This is a genomic window from Mucilaginibacter sp. Bleaf8 (assembly GCF_018390515.1).
Taxonomy (GTDB): Bacteria; Bacteroidota; Bacteroidia; order Sphingobacteriales; family Sphingobacteriaceae; genus Mucilaginibacter.
The window spans coordinates 1526352-1547759 of sequence record NZ_JAHBBK010000001.1; the positions used below are offsets into that span (position 1 = coordinate 1526352).

Below are 21408 nucleotides of genomic sequence, written 5' to 3' on the forward strand. Positions count from 1 at the left end.
CCTGCACTTGTTTAGTAGAGATTTTGAATACATAACTGGATGGGAATTAGTATAAGATGATTCTGTTTTCGTTTTTAATGCGGTAATGTAACCCGGTGGCAAAGGCCAGATCGTCGAGCAGGTTGTGGATGCCGGTATCCTTCATCTGGCCGCTGAAGCGCGGACAACTATTAGCTGAAGTGAGTACCTCAACGTTGACGTTATAATAGCGTTCAATTTTGCCGGCAATGTCCGACACCGAACTGTTATTGAAGTATAATATGCCGTTTTGCAAAGCTGCCGCTTCGCGTACGTCTACTATGGTTTTACCCGCCTTTTTTGCTGCTATCCCATAGGTAAAACCTTCGCCGGCTTTAACAAAATGCGTTTGCCCATTCAAAATCACACCAACCAAACCGGTAGATACTTTAACTTCTTCGGCTTTACCTTTGCTGCTGTAAACATTAAAGGATGTACCCAGCACATTGACCACCATACGGTTGGCTGTAGTTACGGTAAAGGGCTGCCTGGTACGATGCTGAACATCAAAAAAGGCCTCGCCATTCAAATACACAGCTCTGTTGCTGGTACCAAAGCCCGGACTCACTTTTAACTGCGAGTTTGGGCCCAGGTAAGCTATAGAACCATCGGGCAGTTTAAACTCCCGGCGTTGCCTTACAGCGGTTTTTAGTACGGTATAATTTTGCTGTGTATAACTTGAAGATTTAAGCGATATCCAGGTAAGCAAACTGGCTAACAGTAGCGTTGCCGCTATACCCAATCCCCAAAACATTTTAACTGATTTGTTGATAGCTTGAGTTGCAGGTGCTTCTATAATTTTATCAAGCAGTTTAACCCACTCCTGGTGCACCACTTCCTCTTTAAGGGGCTGGTTGAGTTGCTGGTGTTTGCTTTGCAGTTGCTTCAGCAAAAATTTGTTTGCCGGCTTTTCATTCAGCCAGTTCTCCACATCGGCATTTTGCTCGGGTGTGGTTTGTTGTGCAATGTATCTAGTTAAAAGCTCCCAGTTCACTATAATGGATTATTTACCTGGAAGAGCTGCACAACACCGGTTTCCCCTGAAAGAAATAGTTAAGTGTTTATGAATATTATGTTAACACCTAACAAAAAGCAAAGCCGCTTTGAAGCGGCTTTGTCTGTTGTTTTATATATTAAAGATTGATTGATTGCGTAAACTGGTTTCCAAACCTGTCTGTAGCTACCACCTTGATAGATTTGGCACCTGCCGATGGCTTGGCAAAAAACAAGTGATCGGTTAGGGTTGGGTCAACAAACTTATGCTTTTTAGGTAAAGCGGGGCCGTCGTATAGTTCTAATGCCCACGGGTCAAACGCAACCCGCTGTTGCATGTCGCCTTTTGAGTTACCGTCTTCAAACCATTGTATTTTCCATTTAGGGTCCCAATTCCAAACATTGGCCACTACCTCATCGGGCGCAGTTTTCAGATATCCTTTAGGATATACTTTCAGTTGGTAATCTTTCGGCTTACCGGTTGATTTATAAAACCAGCTGATCTCATCACCTTTCACTTCATAAACCGCATAACCTTCGGGCGTACCGTCGGTACAGATAGGGCCCGTCCACCAGGCGCCACAAACCGTACCATGCACGTGCTCGATCATATTGCGATCCTCCCACTTCTCGTTCATGTGGGTATGGCCCGACATGATGTGTACTTTGTAAGGCGCCAGTATTTTATACAACTGCTCACGGTTGGCCACTACGCCACCTAATTCATCTTCTTTCAGTTGGTTCCGGCGTTTTACACCAGTGTCAGTTGGGATGTGCAGTGATACCACTACCGTTGTTCCGGGCTTTACATGAACCAGATCTTGTTCCAGCCACTGTAGCTGGGTTTCGGTAATGTAGCCGATATACTTTTTGGCCGTACCGATAAAAAACACATCATCCAGCATTACATAATGAATGTTACCCCGGTTAAAAGAATAATAAGTTGGTCCGAAATGACTTTTAAAAGTTTCGGCCGAGTAATCGTCGGTACGGGCGCTTAGATCCATATCATGATTACCTATTAAATTAAAGAATGGCACGCCGGTTATTTCAACTGCCTCCTTGTAATCTTCATACAGCTCAAAATGATCCCAAACCAAATCGCCACAGCCAATGGCATGCATCAGCGAGCCGTCCGGCAAATTGGCCGCCAGGTTTTTCAAATCGGGTGCCGACTGCTCAATAAGTATCTGGGTGTCTTTTTTAGAAATCATTTGCGGATCAGCCCAAACCACAAAGTGGTGGTTACGGTCGTCCTTTTTCAGTTTAGTCAACTCAAAGTCGGCCGTAAAAACAGATTTCTCTTTTTGGATAGGCTTATAAAATTTAACCAGTCCTTTTTCGGCCGGAAACTCGTATCCCGAAGGAATACTGATATATACAAACTGAGCTGTTTTATTGCTGAGCATTTGATAATTACCGCTCTTATCAGTATATACTATATGAATACCATCGGTAACCGCCACATTGGCAATACCTGCGCCATGGCTATGCACCCGGCCTTTGAGCGTAATGTTAGTGATATCCGCTTTGGCAGCATCGGCCATTACAGTATTATCTGCATCGGCAGCCAATATAACAGACGGAACGGTTAACACAGCGCCTGTTAACCCCAGGTTTTTAATAAAGCTTCTTCTGTTTGACATGATTTCCTTAAATAAAAAGATCAGTTTCTTTTTACAAAAGAGCCAAAACAGCCGCCGTATCCCCGAAAGAAAATATTAAAAGATTGTTAATATTACATTAAGCATCATTAAGCCACCTGCAATGGTTGCGCGGTCAAAATTGCTTTGATTCATGAAATAAGTGAGTTGTTCTATAGCCTCGCGCATGTGGTATTCTACCTTTTTTTCGGTGATGTCCAGTATGCGGGCGATCTCATGATTCTTGAAGCCATGTAAACGCAGCTGAATAATTTCCTTGCGCATGGCCGGTAGCTTGCGCATCAGTTGCTCCACAATGCGGATGGATTCTTTAGCTACAATTCGCTCAAAAGGATTGAAAGTTTCTTCTGTGATTTCTAGATAGATTTCATCAAGCGACTCTGTAGATTGCGCTGATATTGCCTTTAAAGCGCCATTGCGGGCCGAGCGGAATAGATAAGGCCTGATGTTCTGAATCTCGAGCCGGTCTTTGTTTACCCACAAGTTCATGAATAGGTCAGACAATACGTCCTTAGCCAGATCGGCATCTTTCACTATAGATTTAACGTATTGAAATAAAGATGAGTAATGCTCTTTAAATACAAGCTCAAACTGTTGTAAATCAATTGCAGGGGAACCGGGTGCCACAGAATTCATAACCGGCTGCAAAGTTAATGATGGTTTGGCTGCGGCACACCACTAGGTTAGTTAAGTTTACGTTAATTAATCTTAAACTATTAGGCTTTTACGCTTGATGCCCGTACAAACAATTGCGTTGGCAGCACCTTAGTCTCAAACTCTTCTATGGGGTACTTAGCCTTAATTAAAGCAAGCAGCATTTCAATAGCTGTTTTACCCATTTCAAACCCGGGCTGATGCACAGCTGTGAGTGATGGATTCAGAATGTCGGCCAAAGTAGTATTACTGAATCCAACCAGTGCAATATCCTGCGGTACACGCAGCCCGCGTTTATGGAGTAATGCCAGCACCGTTGTGGTAATCGTATCCCAGGCGGTAAACAATGCCTGCGGCGGTGTATTCAAGGCCAATAATTCATCCAGCGCAGTTTCAACCTTAGCGGTTAAATCTGTACCATTGGGGCAAAACTTTATATAATCATTCTGCACTGCCACATCGGCATCGGCAAGTGCCTGCTTATAGCCCGCCAGCCTTTCGGTAGTAACCGAGGCATTGGCTGTGCTGGTTATATGGGCAATGTCTTTATAACCTGTTTCAAGTAAATGGCTGGTAGCATCATAAGCGCCTTTATAATTATCGGCTATAACTTTATGCGTTTCAATATCGTTGCTTACCCTATCAAAAAACACAATGGGCAAACCCTGCCTGTGTAATTTTTGCAGGTGCTCCACATTCTGGGTTTCGGTACACAGGGAGATCAGCAAGCCGTCAATAGAGCGGTGTACCAGATGCTCCACATTTTGCACCTCCATATCATAGCGTTCGTGGGTTTGGGTGATGATTACATTGTAACCATTACTATAAGCTACCGATTCGATACCATCAATTACCTGCGAAAAGAACTGGTTGTTAATAGCAGGCACTACAACGCCGATGGATTTACTTTGCCCCTGCTTAAGGCTTTGTGCAATGGGATTGGGCCGGTAATTATGCTCCCGCGCATAATCCTGCACCAGTAGCTTGGTTTTGCTGCTGATTTCGTGACTATCACGCAGTGCTTTAGATACGGTAGATACCGACAGCCCCAGTTCGCGCGCTATATCCCTGATTGTTATAACCTCAAAATGCATACACTTATTTAAGCCTGCTATGGTACGCATAGCGTTGAGCCACTAAATATATTAACAAATAACTTATAAGCAACTTTACCACACTAAAACGTTTGCGTGAATTATTAAAGGAAAAGGATGCCTAACCACGCTTTATAGCTCGTAATATTGCCACCTTAGTTTAGTGCATGATAACCTAATACAGGTGCTTACCGGCATCTGCCAAAATATAAAAAGTATGAGTTTAGAACAAACGTGGAGATGGTACGGCCCTAATGATCCGGTTTCTTTGGCTGATGTAAGGCAGGCCGGCGCTACGGGCATAGTGACCGCCCTGCACCATATACCTAACGGCGAAGTTTGGCCGGTTGAGGAAATCAAAAAGCGTAAAACGTTGATTGATGAAGCTGGCTTAAGCTGGTCGGTTGTGGAAAGCGTACCTGTGCACGAAGACATTAAAAAACGTAGCGGAAACTACCAGCATTACATTGAAAATTACAAGCAAACTTTACTTAATCTCGGCAACTGCGGTATTGATATTGTGTGCTATAACTTTATGCCAGTGGTAGACTGGACACGTACCGACCTGGATTACCGCCTGGCCGATGGTTCTACCGCGTTGCGCTTTGATGTAACTGCCTTTGCCGCCTTTGAACTATACCTGTTGCAGCGCCCCGGCGCGCAGGATACCTATCCCGAAGCTATGCAGCAAAAAGCCAGGGCTTACCTGGATAAATTGAGCGACGAGGATAAAAACAAGCTGGTTAAAAACATTATAGCCGGCCTACCGGGATCGGAAGAGGGTTATACCATCAGCGAGTTTTTACAGGTACTGGCCGGATACAGCCATATTGGTGCGGCTGAATTAAAAGAGAACCTGTATTTCTTTTTACAGCAGGTAATACCAGCTGCCGAAGAGGCCGGCGTATTGATGTGCATTCACCCCGATGATCCACCCTACCCCATTTTAGGCTTACCACGTGTGGTAAGCACAGAGCAGGATATTGAAGAACTTTACCGGGCGGTTGAAAGCAAACACAACGGCCTAACCTTTTGCACCGGCTCATTCGGTGTGAGGGCTGATAACGATTTACCCGGCATGGTAAAGCGGCTGGGCGACCGTATTCATTTTATACACCTGCGCAGCACGCTACGCGATGAGGATGGCAATTTTTACGAAGCCGACCATCTGGCCGGCGATGTGGATATGTACGGGGTAATGAAAGCTTTGCTGGAAGAGCAACAGAAACGCTGGCTGGCTGGCAGGCAGGATTGTCGCATGCCTTTCCGCCCCGACCACGGGCACAAAATGCTGGATGATCTGCATAAACGAACCAATCCCGGCTACTCTGCCATTGGCCGCCTGAGAGGGCTGGCCGAACTGCGTGGTTTGGAATTGGGCATCAAAAGAGCATTTAATATTTAAACTGAACCACATAGCACTAACAGAAAGGCCATGCTTAACGCATGGCCTTTCTGTTTAAAAAGATTTCGTAGGTTATCCCAACCAGATACATATTGCGGCAGCGGATTGGTTGCACCCCGGTCTGAATGTCAGCTTAACTGCGTTATAATTTAATGAGATTTAAAGAAGCCAAGGCTTCATTGGGCTGTTGTATTTTACTTGCAGCCAGCGTGCCTAAATCAACCACGGCAAAGCCAATTGTTTCAATGGCATTTTTAACCTCAACTTTAGCACCGGCATTATCTCCTGATATAAAGATTACACGCTTGCCGTTGCCTTCCTGCGGATCAAGCTCAAGTACCTTAAAATAAAGTGTATTGAAAGCTTTTACAACATAAGCGCCTGGTACAAAATCCTGCACTACCTCACTGGATGCGCGTCCGTTCAGATCAGCCAGTTTAAAATCGGGCGCATAGGTTACGAAATGATTAGTAGCATCAATTACAACTTTGCCGCTCCAATCGGTTAAGCCGGTCAGGGTTGATAGCTGTGCCCAGGGTAAAGCCAGTATTACGATATCTGCCTGGGCTGCTTCCTGGGCTGTTACCGCTTTTACGCTTTCACCCAAATCTGCAACTACGCCAGCCAAACTTTCGGGGCCTTTACTATTGCTTATGGCTACTGCATAACCGGCTTTTGCCAAATGGCGGGCTACTGTTTTACCAATGTTACCTGCGCCTATAATTCCAAATGTAGTTTTCATGATTATATGTTTTTGTTGATGTAAAATTAGATGGTTTGCCCTTGTTGCTAAATGATGTTTGCTAAGAAAGCTTATTGATAAATATCAACCCGGTTATTAAGCTACTTAACCCCAGCAAATGTGGTTTTGCTCTTGTTCGCCTACTTCCATACACCGGGTGCTGTGATATTGAATTACAACCAGCATTACTTTAATATACAGTAATATCAAAGCGAGTACAGGTGCAATTTGCAGCGGTTTCAGGTCGGGGATAAGAAGCGATAAAAGGTAAGCCAAGAGTTTCATAGCATGCTTTATTTTGATATTGTAAAGGTCGGCAAGAGAGTTAGGCTGTACATTGATACAAGTCAAAAAGCATTGTTGACTAATGTCAAGGCAATGGCTTTATAATGGAATTATTGATAGCATAATAGACATGAAGACAGATTTGGTAATACGCCAAATAAGATGGAAATTGCTGTAGGTTAGGTACTAAAAAACTACTTAATCGGCAATTACATTTGTTTACCAGTTAATTATCAATAGCATATAGCTTTCTTTAACACAAATCTTCCACAATCGCAAAAAGCTTAATCATGAAAAAAGTAACGGGCCTGGGCGGCGTATTTTTTAAATGCGATAACCCGCAAAGCATGAACGAATGGTATGCCAAAAACCTGGGATTATCCACCAGTGCATACGGAACCACTTTTGAGTGGCGGCAGGCCGATGATCCGTCAAAAAAGGGGTCAACAACTTGGTGCGCCTTTCCGCAGAATGCCGAGCACTTCAACCCATCAACCAAGCCATTTATGATCAATTACCGGGTTGAAAACCTGGCCCTGCTGGTAGATGAATTAAGAAAAGATAACGTAACTATTATTGATGAGATTGCCGAATACGACTATGGTAAATTTATCCATATACTGGATCCAGAGGGTAACATCATTGAGCTTTGGGAACCTCAAGATGATGAGGATAATATTGCAGAATAAACCATTGATTACTTAACAAAAGCAGCGACGGGTGGAACCCGTCGCTGCTTTTGTTAAGCGTCTTAACTTTTTCAAACGGTTTTTCCAAAACCGCCTTAAGGTCATATTAAATCCTCACGTTAAGTGAAATATAAGGATACCAGCCCTCGTTGGAGTGCCCTGCCAGTACCTGTAAAATGGTAAGGCTTGCCGGTGCAAAATAAAAGCCACCTCCCGTACCATGATGCCATTTGCTTGACTGCTCGCCGTTTACCCACACCCTACCGGCATCGTAAAAGCCGGTTAAGCCCAATTGCCCCGGTAAAATGTAGCTAGCTATACTGGCCAGCTTTACACGTGCCTGCAAGTTATTATACACCATGTGCTGACCGGCAAACCTATTTTGGAGGTAGCCCAGCAAATTGCCCTGCCCACCTAAAAACATAGACTGATAAAAAGCAGGTTTGCCTATACTTACGCCACCACCCACACGGTCAGACAGTACGATTGTTCCACTGGTGTTCAGCTTTTGGTAATAGGTAAATTCGGGCCTTATTTGTGCATATGACTTAGCGTAGCTGTTTAGCCCGGTGTAACCCTGCACTGTAACATTCAGATAGTAACCGGTAGTGGGCAGCAGGTTATTATCGCGCTTGTTGCTGTTATAATTCACTACCAAGCCTATATGCGCTTTATCTTTATTCAGGGTAAGGCTATCATATGAACCGATTGCTGAGTTGGTTTGGGTAACAAACCGCCCGGCATTGTCTTTAAAATCCATGTGATAAAACTGTAACGACGGGCCTGCACTCAAGGTACTTCCTGTTCCGGTATGCCACCTCAGGGCAGGGTCAAACTGGTAAGTATCAAACCGGGTACGGTAAAAGCGGCGGTAGCCCGGAAACTTATTCAAAGCAGTTTCATTACCCCGGCCAAAAAAGTTCATGGTGTTATCGGGCGCTTGAATGTAGGCTTGCATCGTAAAATCAGCTTTACCTATGGCCTGTATCCACTCACCATTATATCGTATACGGAAAGCCTCGGTAGCAAAAGCATGGGTTATCATCAACTGCTGCACACTGGTGTAAGGCAGTTTGCGAAAGCCATCTTTACGGGTGTATTTAAAACCCAAGCCCAGTAAAAAGCCATCATCGGCGTTAATGCCGCCAGTTGCCAGCGGCATCCAAACGTTGTAAAGGTTGGTAGGTACAAAATGGGTGTTTGAGGTATCGTTGGCTAAATGCTTGTTCAGCTTACCGCTATTTCCTAAAAAGGTGATACTATCTTTCTTACTATAAAGCTGGATGTTGCGGTTAGCCTGCTGCACATCGTAAACCTTATTGCCATTTGCCCCGATCACTCTTAACCTGATAGGCGAATTGCTATTATTTACCACAACCCGATCATTACCATCAGACACATACAACCTGATTTCTTTGGTAATATCCGGCTGATAAATTACATCCATCAGGGTACCCTGCACATCACCGTCTTTACTTATTTTGTTAATTACAATGCGCATCCCTTTTTCAGGCGCATCTGTAATTGTAACAAGCTCATTTTTATCGCTGGTACGCAGGTCAACAATCCGGTTTATAAAGTTGTAGTAATTTGCCATCGCAGCCGGAATATGGTCACGACGCTGTTTCAGTTTGGTAAGCAGCTCATTGTGGCGCATGGTATACATTTCGGGCGGCAAGCATTTCAAGCCGGCTTCCAGCACTTCATCAGTTTCAGCTTTCACAAAATCATTAACCACCTGCATCCAGTCCTGGTAATTCATCTGCGCATCGGGATACGCCTTGGTAAAGCGGGTTTTGAACAGTGAATATTTTACGCGTGGAATGTCACCATCGAAATTATCAATTACCGGACTAATCCATGGCAATGAGGCTATAGCTGGAAAAACGCCCTGGCTAACGTGAAAAACTTGGTCACGGTCGCGTGGTACTGCAGTATACACTTTCTCTTTACCCTGTTTTTCGTCTATCCAGCGCCACTGATCCTCGTGGCGGTCCCAGTCGCCAATAAGCAGATCCAGCATGCGGGCATTTAAAAACTCACGTTGATTCAGGCGGTTATCATGGCTTTTCACCATATCGCGCAAAGCCTTAATCGTGTTATCTGATTCGCCCGCTGGCTCCCGCTCCTCCAGCAATACAATCAGGCCGGCAAACTTTTCACTATACTCGCCAAAAGCCGGGTCGGGGGCTACCACACCAATAATAGGGTTAGCATGCGGCACGTTTACGGCCGTAGCCAGCGGCGGCACAATAAGTGCCGAAAATGGATGCTGACCGCTTAAGGCATCATCCAGCCAGTCTATCGCAAAAGTTCCTTTGAAATTTTCGGGCAACAGCTTCTCCGGTGCTTTTTCCACACTGCGTATCACCCACTCTTTTCCCTGCTTATCTGCCAGCCGCAGTGAGGTTGACTGCATACCCCCACCCTGTTTAAGCGGTTTCAGTCCGCCATGTATTTGCGAAATCCGGATAACCGGCAATTTAACGGGTGCGGCCCACTCTGCGCGGTAATTTTTACCGAATAGCCAACGGTGTACACCGCTCACACTATCGTATGATGGATGGACGCGCACCACCACACTATCAGCATGATTAAGTTGCGGCAATAAACCGGTTTGACGGGTTTGTGCCTTTGCCGCAATAAAACCGGTTAAACATAAAAGCAGAATACTGTTCTTGAACATAGGGCTTGAGGTTGAATGCTTATAAGCTTTTATTGTTACTTATTAAATTTGATTTTGGATAGTGCCGTATTTGCCTTCAAAAAAATCATTATACGCCTGGGCAACTTCCATACGGGTATTCATCACAAACGGCCCCTCGGCAACTATCGGCTCCGTATAGGATTCGCCACCAAATATAATCAGATTGGCCGGTACAACGCCAGGGTTGTACAACTCCAGTTCATCGCCTTCGTTACCGAACAACAGCAGTTCGCTTTTACCTGCTGACTGCCCGTTTACCGTCACCTCATCAACCGGCACAAAAATGGCATGCTCCATACCAGCTTTAGCTGTAAAAGTGTAAGCCGATTTAGGGTTTAAGCGAATATGATAGATGAATTGCCGGGTGTAGGTTTTAACCGGCGATACCATATCTCCGCACGCCCCAATCACAACTCTAATGATACCGGCTTCCCCCGGAAGAGGAGCCTCTGGGATATCGGTCGGTTTTACAGCCAGGTACTCCGGTACTTCGGCCTTGTTTTTGGCGGGCAGATTTATCCAGAATTGCAATGCGTGTAAAACACCGCCATTACGTAAAAATTCGGGACCTGGCCGCTCATCATGCACAATGCCGCTACCGGCTTTCATCCACTGCGCACCGCCGGCTTCTACAATATCATGATTGCCCTGGCTATCAAAATGCTCTAATGCACCACTAAACAAATAACTGAATGTGGCAATGCCCCGGTGCGGGTGTGCATTTTCTCCCTGATAAGGCATAGCTTCCTGCTTCTCTTTCGTTACCGGGAACAGGTGATCCAGAAACACAAACGGACCTATGCTCCTGGTATCCATATCCGGCAGCAGACGATTTACCAGCATATCGGCAACTCGTGCAGTTTGGCCTCCGGAACTTTTTATAATTGTTTTTTTCATGACTTTTACCGTTGAGTGAACAACACAAAGTTCCATGAAAGAGATGCCCTATACCATGACATATGCTAAAATCTAATCTTGACATTTATCAAGACTACAAAACCTGCACTTATTTTTGATACGCGTTTTTGCGTATGCGGCTCAATGTTTCGGCAGATATGCCCAGGTAGGAGGCAATAACATTTTGCGGAAAACGCTGCAAAAACATCGGGTACGTTTTGGCCAGGTTTTCGTAGCGTTCTTCGGCCGTTAAGCTGATGGCCGCATGCATACGTTGTTGTGTGGCTATTGCTCCTCGCTCGTCCATAGCCTTTACCATGGCGGCCACAGCAGGTATCCGGTCCATCAATTGCTGCATTTGTTCGTTAGTAACCAGCAATAGCTCCGTATCTTCTAAAACCTCGATATTGAAACGGGCAGGGGTTAACAGCTTATAACTTTCGTAATCGCCAATCCACCAGTTTTCGAGCCCCAGGCGTATCACGTGCTCATTGCCCCGCTGGTCAACCGAAAACATGCGGCTCGATCCTTTAATGACAAAGCCCATGTACTTGCACACATCCCCTTCCTGCAAAAAATATTGCCGCTTACGAAGCTTTTTAGGTTTAAAGCTTTCTTCAACAAGCTTCCTCTCATCATCAGAGAGCTTCATTGAAGATTTGTTTTCAATATAGGTGTAAAGTGCATCAAACATAAGTTGCGATTTGGCAGGATTTTTAACCATTAACCGTCGCCTAAAATAAGCATCTTCACACACAAACAAAAGCTAACTAAAAAGGGGATACTGTAAAGCATCCCCTTTCTACATAAACATGTTATATAAATTTTATACCGTTATACTATCAATGGCCTTATCTAATGCTTTATCCTTAAGGCCCTCTACAGCAAACCCCTCACCTCTTACTACGGTAACATATGTAATGCCTAAAAAGCCCAGTACAAATTTCAAATATGGCGTTAAAAAGTCGAATGCGGCATAATCGCCAGAACTATACACGCCGCCGGTAGTAACAGCAAGATAAACTTTCTTATTACTGATTAAGCCTACGGCGCCGTTAGCCGTATATTTAAAAGTGATACCGGCACGGGCAATATGGTCAATCCAGGCTTTTAAGGTTGATGAGATACCAAAGTTGTACATGGGTGCACCAATTACGATAACATCGGCATTGAAGATTTCCTGAATAGCTTCATTGGAGTGGCGGATGGCCGCCTTGTTTTCTTCAGTATGTTGCTCAGCTGGCGTAAAAAACGCATTCAGATGTGCTACTTCCAGGTGAGGGAAAGGGCCTTGGGTAAGGTCTTTTACTACAACAGCCGAAGCCGTATCTTGCTCCCTTAGTTTATCAACAATTGCATTACCCAGTTTAATACTGTTAGATGCCTCGCCCCTTGGGCTTGAAATTACGTGCAGAATATTTGCCATTTTGCTTAAAATTTAGATGTCGTTTTTACTTCTCCGGGCGCATATCTACTGATTTTCATCAGCTTTTATTTACGCCTTCTGATGATGTAAAACTACATGAGCGCGATGGCCCGCTAAATGATATATGCTAAAAAAGAGGCTTGACAAATATCAAGACTCTGCACGCTACTTATCATGTCTAATAGCGGCACGGATAGCTTTCAGGCCGGCAATGCCCTGCAGGTCTTCCACCTCAACAATCTCAATCTCGCTATCTAAAATCTGCTGCGCACGTAATTCTTCGATGTAATCCAGGTATTCCTGTTCGTGCAAAGCGTTTGAATATACAATGGTTATTTTACCGGGTTGGGTAATACGCTCCTGTGCATTTTTCACAAAGGCCTTATCAATACGCTTTTTAACCATCTCGAACCGGGCATTGTAACTACCATCCACATCAAAGCGCTTTTCATCAATACGAAAGCGGATAGATAACGGCGATTGATAAACCAAAACCAAGGTAGTTACATCCAGATCGATAGGTAATGAAGGTCGCGAATGGTAATGCGCACGCTCCATAAGGCACAGCGTTTTTAATTGCCATAGGCGTAAGCTGTGCAGGTGCTTCATTTCAAAACCTTTGTTAGGAGCAATAGAACTACCTATATACAAATTATGCTCAACTCCGTCAGTTTTAAAACGCTCAAAATAATGCGGAAATATCAACTGTGCATCGGCCTGGCTGTCATCCAGCATGTGCACCATCCGGTTATTGATCTCATCAATAGTTGCCGCATAACGCCTGCTGTAAAAATGGAAGATGCCATTCAGTTTATCCGCTTCACCTAAATAATCATTTATGTAGGGCAGTAAACCAGCATCATTCACTTGTTTTAAGTACGGATGAATATGCGTTTCGACATAATTTTCAATAAACTGCTCGGTACTGGCCAGCAAGGGTTGCTGGGCAAGATCACTTAAAAAGTACCCGGCCTGCTGTAAATGCACCTCTAAATAATCATCATTTGTATGGTGTTTAATTTTCAGCAGTAATGCAGACAGATCGGTAAGCTGCCGTTGCAGGTCTTTTTTCAACGCCTCGTTGCGCGCATCAGATGATCCTTTTACATCTATTTGCCCATACAACGGGTATACATCTTCGAACAGCACATCATTGAACTGGTAACTTTGGCCTGCCTGCTTGCTCAGCATATACTTTTGCGCTTCGGCCCTAAAACGCCAGTAAACACTGGCGTGTATAGTAGTATACTTATCGTAAATAATTGCCTGTATCTTGTTACGCAATTCAACAATTAAGCGTTCCAATGTTTCGGTCAGGAATGGAATTACGATATCCAGCTTATTGGCGTTAATGCTGTTCAGCTCTCTTGGGCGTAATGATACTACTTCGATTACGCCTAAAAGCACTCCATTCTTTACAATAGGCGCTAATATAAAACTACGCGCCCCCTGTGCATGGAAACCGGCGATCAGCATATTATCAGGATCGCGGCTTAAAGCTTCGGCAGTATCATAAATGGAAAAATAGGTATGCTTATGAATCAGGTTATTGCAAGAGCCCGGGCAAAGCGCTTCTTTTGTATTTAGCTTATCGCTGTTTTGCAGCATAAAGCTTTTTAGCCGCTGTTTAAATGCAGCTGCAACAAACTGCTGCTCTTCCTCATTGTAAAGGCTTGCGCCTACCTGAATATCGGGTATCCGGTAAATAGACCGGAAGGTGGATTCAATAATGCTCTGAAAGTTATTAACGCTCAGCCCCAGTAAACTTTCTTTAAATATAGATACGGCATTTTCAACAGTAACATCTACCAAGTTAATGATTGCAAACCCTTTGAGCAGCCAGCTACCTTTCGGGAACCTGGCTTTCCAAAGTTCCATATCGTCGTAGTTGTTCATCAGCAGGTCAATATCTTCCTGCGTTATTTTGACAGATTGTTCAGTGGGCAGTATCTCCAGAAAATCCGCATTGTATAATATACGGTAATGCTTTATAATGCCATTGGCATCCGGTATATCATAAAATATGGGTTTACTAAAATCGAGATTGGTGCCATAATACTCGTTTAAAATAAGGCAGCAGCTTAACACATAAAATTGATGCTCGTCAAAGTCGCGGATGGTAATATCGGGGCTTGCACCGGCATCCTGCAATATTTTGTTAAACCTTTCGGTATGGTTAAAAGTGTGGCTAATGTAGGGCAGGCTTACCGCCTTGATTTCGTTATGCGTAAGTTCTTCGGGAAAGTAACCGGCCAGCAATCGCCTTATCAACGGTTCATGAGCTTCAATTTCCGCAAAGCTGGTTACACCGTTAATTAGCTCGGGCACTTTCTCAATCTCGGCCAGCAAAGCTGCCTCTTCTGCCAGGCAGGCATCGCCCTGCTGCACCTTGTTTCTAAGCTGATTAACAACATGATCAAAGCTTAGTTGTACATTGAAAGGCGTATTGTGATGAAAGGGCAGCTGCATAATCTGAACAGATAATTGAACCCCATAAAATTAGCTATAATTTTTTAAGCCAAGCCGCAAAAGCTGCAATTGGATATTGTAAGGCACCATTATTTGTCCGGATGTGCATTAAACATTAATCGCTAACCGGAAACTGCGCTATACGCAAACGGGTGCAACCATAGGGTATCAGCGTAATGTCCTCAACCTTTTTTGCCGGTAAATTCTCATCATACATTACACTAAAAGGAACCGGGCCAGCCATCTCGTTATATAATTGCCAGTAATCAATGCGCTTGCCTTTCGCCTTGATGGTTATGGGCGCGCTATCTGCCGTCCACGGGTAAGCGGTTTGGTTAGTGGCTTTCTCCACTTTGTAATTGGCATCGAGCTGATTATCTTCCATACTAATCAGGCCGTAATTCCAGGGGGTTGTTGGACGTACCTCGTAATAATAATTGCCATAGTTAACCGGGAACTGCTCGTTTTTCACCCGGATTACCTGCTCGCCTATTTTTAACGCATACACCAGCGGGCCCCGCTCAACCGATACAGAGTTTTCATACCAGGTATTCTTAAAAATGTGCATAGGTAAACGCAGTTCAACCACGTCACCATTTTTCCACTCCCGGTTTATTTTAACAGTCTGGTTACTACTGGCTTGTTGCATTTCCTTTCCATTTACGGTAAGCGTAGCCGTTTTACACCACGTGGGTACGCGCAAATGCAACGGGAATGATAACACCGCCTTTTTGCTACTGTAGGTAAACTTAATGGTTTCATCAAAAGGATAGTTGGTTTCCTCTTTAAATGTTACCGGTATGCCATTAGCTACAGATGCCGTTACTTCACTGGGCGAATACACTAAAGCTGCCAGCCCATTATCGGGCGTAGCATACCATAAGTTTTGCGTAAACTTAGGCCAGCCTTGGTGCATATTGGAAGTACAGCAGGCATAGCCGGTAAGTAACCCATAGCAAATATCGGTACCATTGTGGTTGGTATTAAAGTTGCGATCATGCCGGGTAAGCATCACCTGGTTGGCTTGCTGGTAATATTGGCGGTCCATGTAATTGGCAGTGGCTTGGGTTGGTAATGCATTAAACGCTATTCTTTCTAACTGATCGGCATATGCTAAATCACCGGTGATGTTCAGCGTACTTTCCAGAGAGTACATCATTTCAACAGCGGTACAAAGCTCCGAACCCTGGGTTGGGTTATTACCATGCAAGGCTTCATCAGCACCGTAAAGCCCGTGCGCCATGCCATTAAATTTGCGCAAATCAGCATAGCCTTTTTGTAAGGCTTTAACATAACGCTCCTCGGGGTGATGCTGGTAGTAAACGGCCGGCTCCTTAAAGCCTTGCGCTAAATTTACTCCATGCATTTGGCCCATCGCTGAAAGCATGTCGGTATTTAAAAATGCATGGGTATAATCATAGCCCTGTTTGTGCAGCAAATCGCCCAAATCGAGCAAAAACTTATCGCCGGTAATGTTATACAGCCAATACACCATCATCAGGTTATCACCTTCGCGGTAACGGGCCCAAAACGTCCAGTGATCGAGCGGTTTTTGAGGCAGCTCTTTTAGTTGATACTTAAAGTAATTTGTCATCAGATTAATCACCCGCTTATCCTGCGTGGCTGAGTAATATTGCTGCAATACTTTTAGCATCACCATTTTTGGCCACCAATCCCGGCTGTTATCCCGCTGTATACCGGCCTCCGGACTATAATCTTTTGCCGGACCAAAATAGCCATCGGGCTGCTGGCTCTTAATTGCCCATTCCACCCAAGGCTTAGCCTTGGCTATTAACTCTTTATCATTTAAAATATAGGCCAGCGGCAGTAAACCATCAATCCAGTAAGGGCCACGCTCCCACTGGTCGCCATCGCCGCCCAGCCAGCCGTTGCGTTTGCTCATAACCAGCGGATATAGCTTATCTAACTGACCGGTGAGCCCATCTTTTTGCCGAACCAGCATCTCGCGTAACCAGCCTTGTGGCTTAATAGCTCCTAAAGGAAGCTGCACATAAGGATTTTGGCGCAACGGAGCCCGGTTGTTCAAATAGTTTTCGGTGCCGGCTGTTTTTACACCCTGACTGTAGCTACAATAAGCAGCGCTTAGTAAAACAGCGCCAATTACGGCACTTATCAGTTTAGCTTTCATGTAAGATTATGAAAAAAGACAGATGTTGATTCATTCCGCGATTAAACACCATCCATTGATGTAACCGCACAATTTGAAATTACCATAAAATAGATGATAAAACAAAAGCGTCTGCTTTGAGGCAGACGCTTTCTGTAAGGAATGAGTTAGTTAAGCAAGCCTTGCTTGTTCAATGTAGCGGCAGCTTCGATCATCATCACCCCGCTTAATTGGATACTGAGATCGGTTGTTGTGCCTGGCTTACTTTTCCAGTCGGGACTAACCATCAGTTCCGGCCGGCTTATGCCCTGCGTATATAATGTTTGCGCATTATTCCGTAAAAACTTAATCAAGTTTGATTTATTGTATGGGGTAACGGCGGCTTCCTGAGCCAGTAAGGTAAAGTATCTCACCAAAATGCCTTTAAACAAACCGCCATCACCATTACCTTCATTTTTAAGAATTCCTTGCGGAGAAAGATCGGCATCATTCATGACTGCATTGGCTGTGCGTACGGCATCGTTCAGATAATTTATATCGTTTGTTACCTTGTAAAGCTCCAATGCGGCACCAACAAATGTACCCTGGTTGTAAGTATACTTATCTTTGGCGGTTACCGGAACCGGAGGAGTATTATCTGCTCCCTGTACATCTTTCACGCCATCCCAAACAATACCAGAGGTTGGATCAACCAGGTTACCTTTAAGCCATTGGTATAACTCTTTGGCTATCTGCAAATCGGCAGCATCTTTTTTTACACGGTATAATCTTGCCGCAAAAATGATAGCTGGTGCATTAGCAGGTGTATTTTTATTGGTGCGATCTGATTTATTCCAGGCTATACCATCACCTTGATTGTCATTACGGCCGGTTTTGATATCAGTCCATAAAGCGTTGGCGGCATCCAGGTAAGCACTTTCCTGAGTAGCTTCATAGCTGCGCAGGCTGGCTAATGCCAACCACTCCATATCATCATAAAAATCGTTAGGCCACTTGTTGCCGTTGGCTTCTTTAATACCGTTCAGCAACGTCATCATGCGTTGTTTGTACTGTGCGTTACCTGTACGCAGAAAACCATCAAGCAATACATCCAGACCGTGCGCATTACGCCAGTAGTGGAAGGTGGTATTACCCATATTATCTTCGTTAAAGTACTTCCCGTTCGAAAACACGGTATAGGTTTTATCCTGCAACGAATCAGCCAGCGATGCCCAGTTATAATTTATGGTGGCCGGCGGCGCATCATTATACAAAGGGTAGGCTTTATCTTTTAAGCAAGAACTGGTTATGCCTGTAGCGAACAGCAGCCCTGCTATTGTGCAAAGTTGAGCAATATTTTTTTTCATATTCTAAACAATAAATACCTGCATTGGGTGATACCACTCAATGCAGGTTATTGAATATTATTTTACGGTAACGGTATGAGTGTATGCAGAACCTGCTGAGCTGAAATCTAATGTAAGGTCAATAGATTTGTTGTCAACCGCTGATGCGAACTTGTACGCATAATCGAACTGTGAACCATCTACCGGGTTCAGGTAATAGTAATCTGCTTTTGAATTTGCATCAGGACGGCTATTATCTTTATTTGAGCTACCGAACCACTCTGTGCCAGCTACGCCAGCAGCATTACGCACGGCTAAACGGAACTTATAACGTTCATCGCGGCCCCAAGTTTCCACTTTGAATGCAATAGGGAGGTTAGTGATTTTCCAGATACCATTACCTATATATGGAATGTTAGCCAATACCTTACCATCAGGTGAAAACCATAAGCCTACTGATTCTATTTGGGTATTGGTAGCCAGTATTTTTTCAAACTCTACTTTGATACGATATACTTTGGCATCGCCAGTAACCGTCATTTCGCCACCCTCAACCAACTTATTACCATTGAAGGAATAGGTTTTGGCATCACCTGCCGTACCGCTGGCGAAATGATAAGTACCAGCTTTTAATTGGGTATAAGCTTCGAATACGCCGTTAGCTGTCTTTTTAAATCGAACAGCTTTAGTAAGATCAGTACCACCTTCAGTAGCCGTACCGGTAAGGTATAGATCGGTTGGTATCTCTGCAAATCCTTCCGGACGCTCAATTTCCATGATTCGTGACACGCCGGTTTTTTGTTGGTTGATACCTTTAGAAGCCCATACCGTCCATTTAATCTTGCCCTTACCTTGTGTAGCAATGCCGGCCAGTTGCGCTATTTTATTTAAATCGGCATGGCTCATGTTTAAACGATTAGCCATACCTCTTTCGTCTGACACGGTAGTATAAATAGGTTGCGAAAAGTCACCATTCTCTTTATCAAAAGCTACCTCATAATACACCAGGCCGCCATCTTCGGCGCGTGATGTTTCCCATTCAAAAAGTTGGGTACCTGCTTTAGGATCTAGTTTAATGGCGGCGTTATTTTCAGGAGCAAAAAATGTATTTACCGGCGTAACGTTAGTATGGTTAAGTTCCTTGTCTTTGTTGCAGCCTGTGCTGATGAGCGCTGTAATTGCAGTGCCCAGCGTAAATAATTTATATAAAATATTTTTCATGATTATTTTAGTTTAATGGGTTGTTGTTTAGTTACCATCCAGGGTTTTGAGTCAGGTTCGGGTTCAGGTTTCTTTCATCACGCGGTATAGGCCACAGGTAGTGCTTGCCCGGATCAAAACTGCGTTGATTAACTCTGAGGTAGCCGTTATCAACTGAAGCCGGGCCGTATTTAGCACCATGTGCCCACCCATTCAGTACATTTTCGGCTATGCGCCAGCGGCGTATGTCAAAAATGCGCAGACCTTCCATTGCCAGCTCGGTGCGACGCTCGTTTCTGATCGTATTGCGTAAAGCTGTTTGACCACCACCATTATAATTTAACGCAGCAGCATCTGTAAATCCAGCTCTGGTTCGTAAAGCTTTGATGGTTTTATCCCAGTCATCAGATGTAAATTGGTTCAGCTCATTTTTTGCCTCTGCGTACATCAATAAAACATCAGCATAACGAATTAAAATAAGATTTAAACCTGACTGAAAATTAGCTAAAGATGTTGGGTCGTAATACTTACGCAGGTAATATCCTGTTGGGGATGAGACCGAACCTGGAGCATACTCATCAGGATGATCCTTATCAGGATCTGTTCCTGGCTTTGTATAAATTGTTTTTATTTTGTTATCTGGAAGCTTCCACTGGTAGCCGTGATATACAACAGTATTTGTTAAACGCGGATCACGACTTGTATAAGGATCATTTTCGTTATATCCTGAACCAGCTTCATTTATGGCTTTACCATTGAGCATGATATAACTATTTACCAACTCCTGTGTGGGCGAAAATGAATTTAACCGAGCGCCAACTGATAGAGGTGCGTAGTCAAAGAAATTACTGTAGTTACGTGTTGTTCCCAACACGTACTGCACATCAAGCATTACTTCGCTATTATTTTCATTTTGCGGAAGGAAAAGGCCCTCATATGACGGGAACAAACTGTAAGTACCGTTACTACCACTCATCAATTGCTCACATGCGGTAACTACTTCCTGCCATCTGCCCTCATATAAAAGCACACGTGCTTTTAAAGCAATTGCGGTTCCTTTAGCTATACGTCCTTTGTCATTATCACCATAGGTTGTATTTAAAGGCAATAATTTCGTTGCTTCGTCTAATTCTGAAAGCACAAACTTGAGCACCTCAGCTCTTGGTGTGCGGCTTACAACATTTGATTCTTCGCGGGTCAGAACTTTAAGTATCAACGGTACATCGCCGAACCAAGTATAGAGCTGAAAATACTGAAAAGCACGTATAAACCGGATTTCGCCTTTCATACGATCACGAAGGGCAGCGTCCATATTGGTTACTTTATCAATATTTTCCATAAATATATTACAGGTTCTGATAGCCGCATAGTGGTTAGCCCATTCCGCTTTAAAGCGCCCGAGCGACGGATCATATATACCTGCCGCTATAGAGGCCACACCTTCGTTATCTCCGCGGGTGTTAACGGCATTATCAGACAACGCTTCGTTCAAGAAGAAATAATTGCTACTGCGACTACCATTGTTGTCATTATTATTGAACATTTGATTATATGCTGTATTAACTACTGCATTGGCTTTTTCTGCCGTTGTCCAATAATTCTCCTCTGTAAAAGCATCGGTTGGCGCTAAATCCAGCTTTTTACATGAAGCCACAGTTACCAGCAGTACCAGTAACAATGCTTTATAACTTTTTATAATTTTCATAATGTTG

The 21408-nt window shown here is 44.1% G+C and carries 17 protein-coding genes; 2 read left to right on the forward strand and 15 right to left on the reverse strand.

Annotation, left to right across the window (positions count from 1 at the left end; all coding sequences use genetic code 11):
• Positions 1–46: 46 nt before the first annotated feature.
• The 4 genes from KHS38_RS06605 to KHS38_RS06620 form a co-directional block, all read right to left on the reverse strand.
• Entirely contained in the window at positions 47–1012 is a 966-nt protein-coding gene (locus KHS38_RS06605; protein ID WP_213487707.1) for a FecR family protein, read from the reverse strand.
• 139 nt (positions 1013–1151) lie between these two features.
• The gene (locus tag KHS38_RS06610) at positions 1152–2657 is read right to left on the reverse strand and encodes a calcineurin-like phosphoesterase C-terminal domain-containing protein (protein ID WP_213487708.1); all 1506 of its coding nucleotides are present in this window, start codon (positions 2655–2657) and stop codon (positions 1152–1154) included.
• A gap of 75 nt (positions 2658–2732) precedes the next feature.
• Positions 2733–3311, reverse strand: coding sequence for a sigma-70 family RNA polymerase sigma factor (locus KHS38_RS06615; protein ID WP_213487709.1), 579 nt, complete (start codon positions 3309–3311; stop codon positions 2733–2735).
• Between the two features lie 80 nt (positions 3312–3391).
• Positions 3392–4453, reverse strand: a complete 1062-nt coding sequence (locus tag KHS38_RS06620) for a LacI family DNA-binding transcriptional regulator (RefSeq protein ID WP_249665298.1) — start codon at positions 4451–4453, stop codon at positions 3392–3394.
• Between the two features lie 187 nt (positions 4454–4640).
• Between KHS38_RS06620 and uxuA the strand changes: the two genes are divergently transcribed.
• On the forward strand, positions 4641–5828 hold the full coding sequence (gene uxuA / locus KHS38_RS06625) for a mannonate dehydratase (RefSeq protein WP_213487710.1): 1188 nt from the start codon (positions 4641–4643) through the stop codon (positions 5826–5828).
• Between the two features lie 142 nt (positions 5829–5970).
• Here uxuA and KHS38_RS06630 read toward each other — a convergent pair whose 3' ends face one another.
• Positions 5971–6645, reverse strand: a complete 675-nt coding sequence (locus KHS38_RS06630; RefSeq protein ID WP_349627919.1) for an NADPH-dependent F420 reductase — start codon at positions 6643–6645, stop codon at positions 5971–5973.
• Positions 6646–6675: 30 nt separating this feature from the next.
• Positions 6676–6855 (reverse strand): hypothetical protein, encoded by a 180-nt coding sequence (locus KHS38_RS06635; protein WP_213487712.1) that lies wholly within the window; start codon positions 6853–6855, stop codon positions 6676–6678.
• A 290-nt stretch (positions 6856–7145) separates the two neighbouring features.
• Between KHS38_RS06635 and KHS38_RS06640 the strand changes: the two genes are divergently transcribed.
• Positions 7146–7544, forward strand: coding sequence for a VOC family protein (locus KHS38_RS06640; protein WP_213487713.1), 399 nt, complete (start codon positions 7146–7148; stop codon positions 7542–7544).
• Positions 7545–7650: 106 nt separating this feature from the next.
• Here KHS38_RS06640 and KHS38_RS06645 read toward each other — a convergent pair whose 3' ends face one another.
• From KHS38_RS06645 to KHS38_RS06685, 9 genes are all read right to left on the reverse strand, one after another.
• Positions 7651–10230 (reverse strand): BamA/TamA family outer membrane protein, encoded by a 2580-nt coding sequence (locus KHS38_RS06645; RefSeq protein ID WP_213487714.1) that lies wholly within the window; start codon positions 10228–10230, stop codon positions 7651–7653.
• Between the two features lie 42 nt (positions 10231–10272).
• A complete protein-coding gene (locus KHS38_RS06650) occupies positions 10273–11148 on the reverse strand; it encodes a pirin family protein (RefSeq protein ID WP_213487715.1) in 876 nt (291 codons plus the stop codon).
• A gap of 109 nt (positions 11149–11257) precedes the next feature.
• The gene (locus KHS38_RS06655; RefSeq protein ID WP_249665299.1) at positions 11258–11872 is read right to left on the reverse strand and encodes a Crp/Fnr family transcriptional regulator; all 615 of its coding nucleotides are present in this window, start codon (positions 11870–11872) and stop codon (positions 11258–11260) included.
• A gap of 102 nt (positions 11873–11974) precedes the next feature.
• The gene (locus KHS38_RS06660) at positions 11975–12574 is read right to left on the reverse strand and encodes an FMN-dependent NADH-azoreductase (protein ID WP_213487716.1); all 600 of its coding nucleotides are present in this window, start codon (positions 12572–12574) and stop codon (positions 11975–11977) included.
• Between the two features lie 165 nt (positions 12575–12739).
• Complete coding sequence (locus KHS38_RS06665) at positions 12740–15043, reverse strand: GAF domain-containing protein (RefSeq protein ID WP_213487717.1); 2304 nt, start codon at positions 15041–15043, stop codon at positions 12740–12742.
• 115 nt (positions 15044–15158) lie between these two features.
• Positions 15159–17192: a beta-L-arabinofuranosidase domain-containing protein gene (locus KHS38_RS06670; protein ID WP_213487718.1), complete on the reverse strand. Its 2034-nt coding sequence runs from the start codon at positions 17190–17192 to the stop codon at positions 15159–15161.
• A gap of 146 nt (positions 17193–17338) precedes the next feature.
• A complete protein-coding gene (locus KHS38_RS06675; RefSeq protein ID WP_213487719.1) occupies positions 17339–18517 on the reverse strand; it encodes a glycoside hydrolase family 76 protein in 1179 nt (392 codons plus the stop codon).
• A gap of 57 nt (positions 18518–18574) precedes the next feature.
• Positions 18575–19717, reverse strand: a complete 1143-nt coding sequence (locus KHS38_RS06680) for a SusE domain-containing protein (RefSeq protein WP_213487720.1) — start codon at positions 19715–19717, stop codon at positions 18575–18577.
• A 31-nt stretch (positions 19718–19748) separates the two neighbouring features.
• Positions 19749–21401, reverse strand: a complete 1653-nt coding sequence (locus KHS38_RS06685; RefSeq protein WP_213487721.1) for a RagB/SusD family nutrient uptake outer membrane protein — start codon at positions 21399–21401, stop codon at positions 19749–19751.
• Between the last annotated feature and the right edge of the window lie 7 nt (positions 21402–21408).

Bases quoted from the DNA above. Each gene is read 5' to 3' on its own strand.
- KHS38_RS06610 (WP_213487708.1), bottom strand. From the start codon at position 2,657: ATGTCAAACAGAAGAAGCTTTATTAAAAACCTGGGGTTAACAGGCGCT.
- KHS38_RS06615 (WP_213487709.1), bottom strand. From the start codon at position 3,311: ATGAATTCTGTGGCACCCGGTTCCCCTGCAATTGATTTACAACAGTTT.
- KHS38_RS06620 (WP_249665298.1), bottom strand. From the start codon at position 4,453: ATGCGTACCATAGCAGGCTTAAATAAGTGTATGCATTTTGAGGTTATA.
- uxuA (WP_213487710.1), top strand. From the start codon at position 4,641: ATGAGTTTAGAACAAACGTGGAGATGGTACGGCCCTAATGATCCGGTT.
- KHS38_RS06635 (WP_213487712.1), bottom strand. From the start codon at position 6,855: ATGAAACTCTTGGCTTACCTTTTATCGCTTCTTATCCCCGACCTGAAA.
- KHS38_RS06640 (WP_213487713.1), top strand. From the start codon at position 7,146: ATGAAAAAAGTAACGGGCCTGGGCGGCGTATTTTTTAAATGCGATAAC.
- KHS38_RS06645 (WP_213487714.1), bottom strand. From the start codon at position 10,230: ATGTTCAAGAACAGTATTCTGCTTTTATGTTTAACCGGTTTTATTGCG.
- KHS38_RS06650 (WP_213487715.1), bottom strand. From the start codon at position 11,148: ATGAAAAAAACAATTATAAAAAGTTCCGGAGGCCAAACTGCACGAGTT.
- KHS38_RS06655 (WP_249665299.1), bottom strand. From the start codon at position 11,872: ATGGTTAAAAATCCTGCCAAATCGCAACTTATGTTTGATGCACTTTAC.
- KHS38_RS06660 (WP_213487716.1), bottom strand. From the start codon at position 12,574: ATGGCAAATATTCTGCACGTAATTTCAAGCCCAAGGGGCGAGGCATCT.
- KHS38_RS06665 (WP_213487717.1), bottom strand. From the start codon at position 15,043: ATGCAGCTGCCCTTTCATCACAATACGCCTTTCAATGTACAACTAAGC.
- KHS38_RS06670 (WP_213487718.1), bottom strand. From the start codon at position 17,192: ATGAAAGCTAAACTGATAAGTGCCGTAATTGGCGCTGTTTTACTAAGC.
- KHS38_RS06675 (WP_213487719.1), bottom strand. From the start codon at position 18,517: ATGAAAAAAAATATTGCTCAACTTTGCACAATAGCAGGGCTGCTGTTC.
- KHS38_RS06680 (WP_213487720.1), bottom strand. From the start codon at position 19,717: ATGAAAAATATTTTATATAAATTATTTACGCTGGGCACTGCAATTACA.
- KHS38_RS06685 (WP_213487721.1), bottom strand. From the start codon at position 21,401: ATGAAAATTATAAAAAGTTATAAAGCATTGTTACTGGTACTGCTGGTA.